At 72.6% G+C, this 8,351-nt stretch carries 7 protein-coding genes and 1 pseudogene; 5 read left to right on the forward strand and 3 right to left on the reverse strand.

The window, feature by feature from the left end; genetic code table 11:
• Positions 1–187 precede the first annotated feature (187 nt).
• On the reverse strand, positions 188–880 hold the full coding sequence (locus tag CNO22_RS23520; protein WP_100501688.1) for a GAF and ANTAR domain-containing protein: 693 nt from the start codon (positions 878–880) through the stop codon (positions 188–190).
• A gap of 424 nt (positions 881–1,304) precedes the next feature.
• Between CNO22_RS23520 and mobF the strand changes: the two genes are divergently transcribed.
• The 5 genes from mobF (at position 1,305) to CNO22_RS23545 (ending at position 7,889) form a co-directional block, all read left to right on the forward strand.
• The gene (mobF, locus tag CNO22_RS23525; protein ID WP_100501689.1) at positions 1,305–4,919 is read left to right on the forward strand and encodes a MobF family relaxase; all 3,615 of its coding nucleotides are present in this window, start codon (positions 1,305–1,307) and stop codon (positions 4,917–4,919) included.
• A gap of 175 nt (positions 4,920–5,094) precedes the next feature.
• Entirely contained in the window at positions 5,095–5,319 is a 225-nt protein-coding gene (locus tag CNO22_RS23530; protein ID WP_100501690.1) for a helix-turn-helix transcriptional regulator, read from the forward strand.
• Positions 5,320–5,461: 142 nt separating this feature from the next.
• Complete coding sequence (locus CNO22_RS23535) at positions 5,462–5,710, forward strand: helix-turn-helix domain-containing protein (protein WP_100501691.1); 249 nt, start codon at positions 5,462–5,464, stop codon at positions 5,708–5,710.
• Positions 5,711–5,794: 84 nt separating this feature from the next.
• A complete protein-coding gene (locus CNO22_RS23540; RefSeq protein ID WP_100501692.1) occupies positions 5,795–6,964 on the forward strand; it encodes a site-specific integrase in 1,170 nt (389 codons plus the stop codon).
• A gap of 289 nt (positions 6,965–7,253) precedes the next feature.
• Positions 7,254–7,889 (forward strand): hypothetical protein, encoded by a 636-nt coding sequence (locus CNO22_RS23545; protein ID WP_100501693.1) that lies wholly within the window; start codon positions 7,254–7,256, stop codon positions 7,887–7,889.
• 73 nt (positions 7,890–7,962) lie between these two features.
• On the opposite strand, the gene CNO22_RS23550 is transcribed toward CNO22_RS23545, so the two are convergent.
• Entirely contained in the window at positions 7,963–8,193 is a 231-nt protein-coding gene (locus tag CNO22_RS23550; protein ID WP_100501694.1) for a hypothetical protein, read from the reverse strand.
• A pseudogene (locus CNO22_RS29440) lies at positions 8,168–8,351 on the reverse strand (hypothetical protein); the annotation flags it as partial. The gene CNO22_RS23550 and the pseudogene CNO22_RS29440, both read right to left, overlap by 26 nt.

The following is an 8,351-nucleotide window of genomic DNA, read 5'->3' on the forward strand; positions in this document are numbered from 1 at the left end:
GCCTGCGCCGCCACGGTGCTGGCCAGATCGACCGGGGAGAGCAGATGAGCGGCTCGCAACAGCGAGCTCAGGGGGTCGATCACTGAGCTCACCCTGTCCTTCGGTCCAACGCGCCGCAGGCAGGGTAGACGGTGCGGGGAGGACGACCTCGACGTTGCCGCGCTCGCGCGGCTGGTTGTCGGTGTGCCTACCTGTTGCGGGCCTGTACGGAGTCCACGATGCCCGCGGCGATGTCCCGCAGTTTCCGGTTGTAGCGCTGGGAGGCCTCCCGCAGGATCTCGAACGCCTGGTCGGCGTCCACTCCGCGCTGGGCCATGAGCACGCCTTTGGCCTGCTCGATGACCGCTCTGGACTCCATCGCGCGGCGCAGGGTCACCGCCTCGTTGTCAAGGCGGGCGTGCGCGTAGGTGTTCGCGACGGTGACTGCAATGGTCTCGGCAACGGTCAGCGCCGCATCCAGCGCCTTCGCGGTGGCGAACGCATTGGGCGTGGTCGAGTAGATGTCCAGCGCGCCGATGACCGCACTCTGGAAGGGCAGCGGAATCGACAGCGAACTGCGCACGCCGTATTGGAGGACCTGGGCGGCGTAGTCGGGCCAGCGCTGCTCGGTGCGCATGTCATCGACGCGGAGCACCACCCCACCCCGGCCGGCGTCCAAGCAAGGGCCGTAGCCGCGCTCGTACTGCAGCTCCTCCGCATGCAGGGCCAACTCGCCGGAGTAGGCGGCGGTGAAGGGACCCTCACCCTGCAGCAGCGTGATCGACACCGAGTCCGCGGCCGGGATCCCGCGCTCGGCGACCTGCACGATCTCGGCGAGGACATCGCCCACCGGCCGATCAGCCAAGGCGATCCGGGTCAGATCCCGCAGCAGGTCCTCCATCCCCTGATCCTGTCACCACCTTCCCCGGGCCAGGCCGGCTCCCACGACACGGGCGTCCCTGATGCCGCCTTCTGAGACACCTCGCGCCACCGCTGAGAGGGCCTTGTCGCTGACTCCATGCCCAACCTTGCCGCTGCTAGGGGCTTGAGGGGGCCATGCGGACCTCGGCGGACACGAAGTGCGTACTGCCCACCTCGTCCGGCCCTGCGCCAAGACCGTCAAAGCCGGTAGTAGCCAGTCGTATCAAACATCTCGACCTCACCAATCGAAATAGCCATGAACCATCGGCACTTTCAGTCATCACTCGAGGATTTACTAGAGAACGGCACGAATGCTACCTTCAAAGGTAGTTCGGGCCCCGCTTCGCGGGGTCCTTCGCCATTTCTAGGGGTGACCCGTTGGGAATTGCTGGCAGGTATTGAGAATGCACGGCGGATTCAAGTTCTTCACCGGCGCGCCGGCCGCAGCCCGCCACTACGTCGAGGCCAGCCGGCACCGAGCCGATGACTACTACTTGGCCGAAGGCACCGGCATCGTCCGCCGCTACACCGCCGCCGCCGGCGGGCCGGTGGCGGAGCTGGCGCCGCTGACCGGCGACGCCTACGAGGCATGGGTGGCCGGCCTCGACCCCGACACCGCAGAACCGCGGGGCCGGCTGCGCACCGACGACCGGGCAGTGCGCTTCGTCGAGGTGATCGTCAACGGCCCGAAGTCCTGGTCGCTGGCCGCCGCCCTGCACCCCGACATCGCCAGGGCGTACGACGCCGCGCAGGACCGCGCCGCCGAGCAAATCATCGGCTGGCTCGCCGGCCACGCCACCACCCGCGTCGGCCCCCGCGGGGGACAGGTGCAGGTACCCGTCGAACGGCTGGAGGCCGCGACCGTGCGCCACCACACCTCCCGCGCCGGCGATCCGCATCGCCACCTGCACCTGCAGATCCACACCCGCGTCCTCGCCGCCGACAGCTGGCGGGGACTGCACACCGTCGGCGTCCGCGACTTCATCGGCGCCATCAACGGCATCGGCCACGCCGCGGTCGCCTGCGACCCGACCTTCCGCGCCGTGCTCGCCGCTCACAGCTACACCCTCGACCGAACTGGAGAAGTACAGGAGCTCGCCGACTACGTGGGCCCATTCAGCGCGCGGGCCGTGCAGATCGGGCGCAACCGGGACCGCTACGAGCAAGAGTGGACCGCCGCGAACCCCGGCCAGACGCCGGGGCCGGCGCTGCGCCGGGCGTGGGACGCCCGCGCCTGGGCCGACGGCCGCCCGGACAAGGTCACCCCGCAGCCCGGCGAGGACCTCACCGCACGGTGGGTGGCCGAGTTGGCCGCGCTCGGCTACCGCGACCGGGACAAGCCGGTCGACCTGGTGGCCGCGCCGGTCGGCGCGCTGGACCGCGACGCTGCCGTCGACACCGTGTTGTCCCGGCTGGCAGCCGGCCGGTCGGCGTGGAACGCCGCCGACGTCCGCGGCGAGGTCGAGCAGCTCATCGCCGCCGCCGGCATCGTCGCCGACCCGGGGGTGCGCATCGAGCTGGCCGAGGACCTCACCGCCCGCGCCATGGCCGCCTGCGTGCCGCTACTCGAGCGCGAGGGCCTGCCGGAGCACATCCGGGCGTGGACCTCCCGGCCGGTGCTCGACGTGGAGGCCGACCTGACCGCTCGGCTCGCCGCTCGCAGCGCTCCCGTTGCCTTCGCGGCCGAGGCTGGAGTGACACCGCTCGTGCTGGCGCGGCTAGACGCCGGCCAAGCAGCAGCGGCCACCGCACTCGCCGGTCTCCGGGGTCTGGTCCTCGTCGAGGGCGCGGCCGGCGCCGGCAAGACCACCCTCCTCGCGGCGGCCCGTGAGCTGCTCGAGGCCCAAGGCCGGCGGCTGGTGGTGGTCACCCCGACGCAGAAGGCGGCCAAGGTGGCCGCCGCCGAGGTCGGCACCCGGACCGGGTCGGCGGCCTGGCTGGCGTATCAGCACGGCTGGCGCTGGGACGACCACGGCACCTGGACCCGGCTGGCACCCGAGGACGGCGACCCACTCATAGGCGCCGGATATGCCGGGCCGGAAGAGGGCGCACGGCTGCGGCCGGGGGACCTGATGGTGGTCGACGAGGCCGGCATGCTCGACCAGGACACCGCCCGCGCCCTGCTCACCGTCGCCGACGAATCCCTGGCGCGGGTGGCGCTGATCGGTGACCGCCGGCAGCTGGCCGCGGTCGGCCGCGGCGGCGTACTCGATCTCGCCGTTCGCCAGGTCGACCCGGCCGCCCACATGAGCTTGGATGAGGTGCACCGGTTCACCCGCACCGACGCGACAGGCGCCACCGTTCCCGACGACGGGTACGTCGAGCTGACCCTGGCCATGCGCGGCGGGGAAGAGCCCGGCTCGGTGTTCAACGCGCTGGCCGCCCGCGGCCAGGTCCGCCTCCACGCGGATCCAACGGCCTTACAGGAGGCGCTCGCCGCCACTGCCGCCGCACATCACCGGGACCGCGAACAGGTGGCGTTGGTCGTGGACACCCAGGAGCAGGCTGACCAGCTCAACGCCGCCGTCCGCGACCGGCTGGTCGCCGACGGCCGGGTCGACGACACCCGGGCGGTGACCACCCGGGTCGGCCAGCGGATCGGGATCGGCGACCGGATCGCCACCCGCCGCAACGACCGCTCCCTTCGCGTGGCCAACCGCGACATCTGGACCGTCACCGCTGCTCACGACGACGGCCGGCTCACCGTCACCCCCAGCTCCGGGAACGTCACCCCAGCCGGGGTGACACCGTCCGCGTACAAGGAGCGGGTGCTGTCCCCTACTTACGTCACCTCCCATGTCGAGCTGGCCTATGCCACCACCGCGCACGGCGTCCAGGGCGACACCGTTCCCGCCGCGCACGTCATGATCGGCGAGCACACCAGCGCCGCATCGGCCTACGTGGGCATGACCCGCGGCCGCACCGCCAACACCGCCCACCTGGTCGCCGCCGACCTGGCCGAGGCCCGCGAGCAGTGGATCGCCGTGTTCGGCCGCGACCGCGCCGACCTCGGCCCCAGCCACGCCACCGAGCTCGCCGCCGCCGAGGTCGCCCGCTACGCACCACCCCGCGAATTCGCCGAGGTCCTCTCTGAGCTGCAGCAGTTGTGGACGGCCGAGCAGCACTGCCTGACCCGACTGGCCATCCACACGTCACTACGGGACAAGCTGGCCGAGCTCGCCGCGCTGCACCCGGACACCGCCGACCGGGTGGCCGCCCTGTCCGACACCTGCTGGCACACCGGAGCCGCCGCCCGGCAGGCCACGACCCGGGCCGAGGCGAGCGGGTCGCTGGTTGCCGCCGAGGCCGACCGCATCCGCCAAGGCTTGCTCGACGCCTGGGACGGCGACCGCGAGGCCGCACGCACCGCCGCAACGCTGGTGCTGCGCGGTTCCGGGCCGCTGGGCCTGCGCCGCGCTGCCGTCGCCCGCGCCGGCGAGCAGCTCACCGACTGGGCGCACCGGTGGCGAACCCACCTGCCGGATCTGCCAACTGACACCCGCCAGATCGCCCAGCTCGCCGGCCGGTCCGACGACCGCCCGGCGCTGCGCGCGGCACTCGACGCCCACGCTCGGCGCGCCGCCCAGGACCGCCATCCCGAGCACGCCGCAGCGTGCGCGGCCGCCGACGCGGCCGAGCTCGCCCACCGGCAGGCGCAGCGCGCGCTGGCCGAGGCTCGCAACCGCCAGGACGACCTGCTCCGCCGCTTCGGCAGGCTCGCTCACATCCCCGACCCGGCCGGCGGGCTGACCCGCCTCGACCGCGACATCGCCGCCACTCGCGTCGATCTGGCCGCCGCCGAGGCCAGCATCGTCCGCGCGCAGGCCGACCCGGCGATCCTCACCCTGCCGCCCGGCCGGCTGTCCGCGCACCGCGACGCCTGGCTCAGCCGCCGCAACACCGATGCCGTGGAGCGCCCAGCCACTGTCCGGCGGCCGACCGAGGGCCTCGAGCGCTCCCTCGGATACCTGCGGCCGTCGGCCAACCGGTCCGCCGCCGGCCCCAGCCTCGGCCGGTGACCGGCGCCTCCCCGCCCGGCGCTCTGCAAGGTCAAGCGGTCGAGCACCGGATATTCACCAGAGACTTTCTGCACCTTTTGGCGGTGGGCTGTCAGTAAACGCCCCAAAAAAGCGCCTTCTCCAAGTGACAGCCCGATCCACGGAGCCCCACCCAGCCGACCAGACGGAGCCAGCCATGACCAGCCCCTCCGCCAACCGCGAACCCGAACTGCTCACCATCACCGAAGCAGCCGAACTTCTGCGCGCCCCCGTCGCCACCCTCCGCTACTGGCGGCACCAGGGCACCGGGCCACGCAGCTTCCGCCTCGGCCGCCGCGTCCTCTACCGCGCCGACGACCTGCGCAGCTTCATCGACGCCCAGCACGGCCAGGCCGCCTCGGATCCGGAGACCCGGCCGTGAACCCGCGACACAACCAGCACCAGCACCGGGATGCGGAAGGCGCCACCCGCCGAGCCAGTGCACGCCTCAGCGGCACGTTCCGGCTCTACCCGAGGGCTCCGCAAGGTCGTCGGGCCTCCCTCCCGACAGGCGGCCGCTGAACATGGTCCGGTACAACCCACAGAGGAGTGCGACGCCACAGACGTCGGCGCGCGAGCCTGCGCTCCTGGCTAACTCCGGTCAGCTGCTCACCATCAACCAGGCTGCCGACTACCTGGGCACCGGACAGCGCTTCGTCCGCCGCCTCATCAGCGAACGGCGGATCCCCTACGTGAAGCTCGGCAAGCACGTGCGCCTCGAGCGCTCGGCCCTGGAAGGCTTCATCGACAGCGGGCGTGTTCCACGGCAGTAGGAAGGCTCGGGTCGCTGGGGAGCGCAGTCCGCGCTGTCCACAGACGACATTGGCAGCTTCCTCAGGTCATGCCAGGGTCACCTGATGGCGAAGAGAGCCGCATTCGGGACCGTCGACCGCCTGCCGAGCGGTCGGTACCGCGCACGCTACGTCGGGCCGGACGGACGCCGCCGATCGAAGGTCTTCGGGACGGCGAAGGCCGACGCCTGGGCATGGCTGGCCACCGCACAGGCTGACCTCGTCCGGAAGACCTGGCGAGCACCCGAGGCCGGTCAGCGCACCGTCGGCTCCTTCGCAGACGACTACCTGGCCCGCGACGACCTACGGGAGAGCACCAGGAGCCTCTACGCCGGCCTCTGGCGGCTCCACCTGGCGCCACAGTGGGAGGACGTGCCGGTCGGGGACGTCACCCCTGCCGGGGTCCGCACCTGGCACACTGCGGCGGCGAAGCGCACCGGTCCCACAGCGCTGGCCCAGGCCTACCGGCTCCTCCGCAGCATCCTCGGTGTAGCCGTTGCGGACGAGGTCATCGCGGCCAACCCATGCCGGCTCCGTGGCGCCAGCACGCCGAAAGCCACCCGACCCTCCCGGGCGCTGACCGCGGCGGAGGCGCAGGCCTTGGCCGATCATCTCGGTCGGGACCGACGCACGGAGCGCTACCGAGCGCTGGTCCTCGTACTGGCCTTCGGTGGGCTCCGCTTCGGCGAGGCCACCGCCCTCCGCCGGTCGGACGTCCGCGACGGCGGCAAGGTGAGTGTGCAGCGCTCGGTCCGGTACGTCGATGGCCGCTGGCTGGTCGGCGACCCCAAGACCGACGCGGGGCGCCGCACAGTGTCCCTGCCGGCCAGCGTGGTCAGCGCCCTCGCCGATCACCTAAAGCGCTTCGTGTCCGACTCCCCGGAGGCACTGGTCTTCGGCACCGCCGCCGGCACCTTCCTGCACTCTGCCAACTTCGGCCAGACCTTCCGCCGAGCGGTCGAAGCGGTCGGCCTGCCGCCCGTCCGGCCGCACGAACTCCGGCACACCGGCGCCACACTGGCCGCGGCCACCGGCGCCACCACCAAGGAGCTGATGCGCCGGATGGGGCACACCACACCGGCCGCCGCGCTCATCTACCAACATGCAGCCGACCACCGGGATGAAGAGATCGCGCGGGCCCTCGAGGGCATCCTCGGCCCGACGCCAGCGGCGGTCGAGCAGGCTGCCCGGCCAGCCCGTGAGCGTGCCGCAGCCGAGGTCACGGGGAGCCGCTAGGTCACGTACAGGTCACGAGGCCACCTCAGTCACCGTTAGTACTGCCCCTGAACTGCATGTCCACACCCGACTGGTCCAGCTTCCCAAGCTGACAGTGCGAGTTCGATTCTCGTCACCCGCTCTCATCGTCCGACCGGCGCGCTGAGCCGGTCCCTGTGCCACAAATCTTCCGGCCGACGCGCGTCGCGGGCCGGGACGGTGCGACATGACACGATCCCGTCGCGTTCCGTTTGCAGGGTGGCCCGGCGGGCACGCCTCTCCTGCACCCCGTACCCCACCTGGAGACGTGATGACCCCGCCCGACCGCACCCGAACCGACCTCGACGCGACGGCGACCGCCGACGGCGCGCACGCCACCCGCGGCACCGCCCGGGACGCCGTCGACGCCCAGCACGCCCGCTACGGCGGCATCAAGTGGGGAGCGGCGTTCTTCGGCTGGCTGTCGGCCAACGGCCTCGCCGTCCTGCTGCTGGCCATCCTCTCAGCGGCCGGCGTCGCCTTCGGCCTGACCCAGGTCTCGAACGCCGACCAGGCCGCCCAGCAGGCGACCGCGCAGGCCGGGACCATCGGCCTCACCGGCGGCATCGCCCTGCTGGTCGTGCTCTTCCTCGCCTACCTCGCCGGGGGCTACGTGGCCGGTCGGATGGCCCGCTTCGACGGCGCCCGCCAGGGGCTGGCCGTGTGGCTGATCGGCCTGCTGGTCGTCGTCGTGCTCGCCGTCCTCGGCGCGGTCCTGGGCGCGCAGTACAACGTGCTGTCCCAGCTGAACCTGCCGAGCATCCCGATCAGCGGGAACACCGCCACCACCGCCGGCATCGTCGCCGGCGTCGCCGCCCTGCTGGCCTCCCTGATCGGGGCGCTGCTCGGCGGGAAGCTCGGCACCCGCTACCACCGCAAGATCGACCGCGCGGGCTTCGGGGTCTGACCGCACCACCGTCGAGAGAGCCCCGGTGGACCCGTCCTGACGGGTCCACCGGGGCTCTCTGGTGTCGGGGGCGCTACGGCCGGTCGGGCGGCGGGTCGACCTGCTCGACCGCAGGCGGGCCGACGACGGCCGACCCGTTGTCCTGCACCGCCTGGCTGCAGCGCGGGACGAGCAGCAGGACCGCCAGCACGATCGCCAGTCCGGCGAGGAAGGTGCCGGCGACGACGGCCCTCCCGCGGCGTCCACGGGCTCTCGGTTCGTCCCCGGGCCGGTCACCGTCAGGTCGTGGGTCGGTGGGCGGCATGGCTGCACTCCCTCCTCGGCCGGTTCCGCGCCTGTGCTGGTGCACGACTCCCCTGCCCCCCGGGAGCGGCGCGCAGCAGCGCCACCGCCTGCTCGACCAGCAGCGCGGTCCGCTGCCGCGGCACGAAGACGCCGGGCTCGACCGCGACGCGCAGACCG

The organism is Geodermatophilus chilensis (genome assembly GCF_002802985.1).
In the GTDB taxonomy this organism is placed as follows: domain Bacteria; phylum Actinomycetota; class Actinomycetes; order Mycobacteriales; family Geodermatophilaceae; genus Geodermatophilus; species Geodermatophilus chilensis.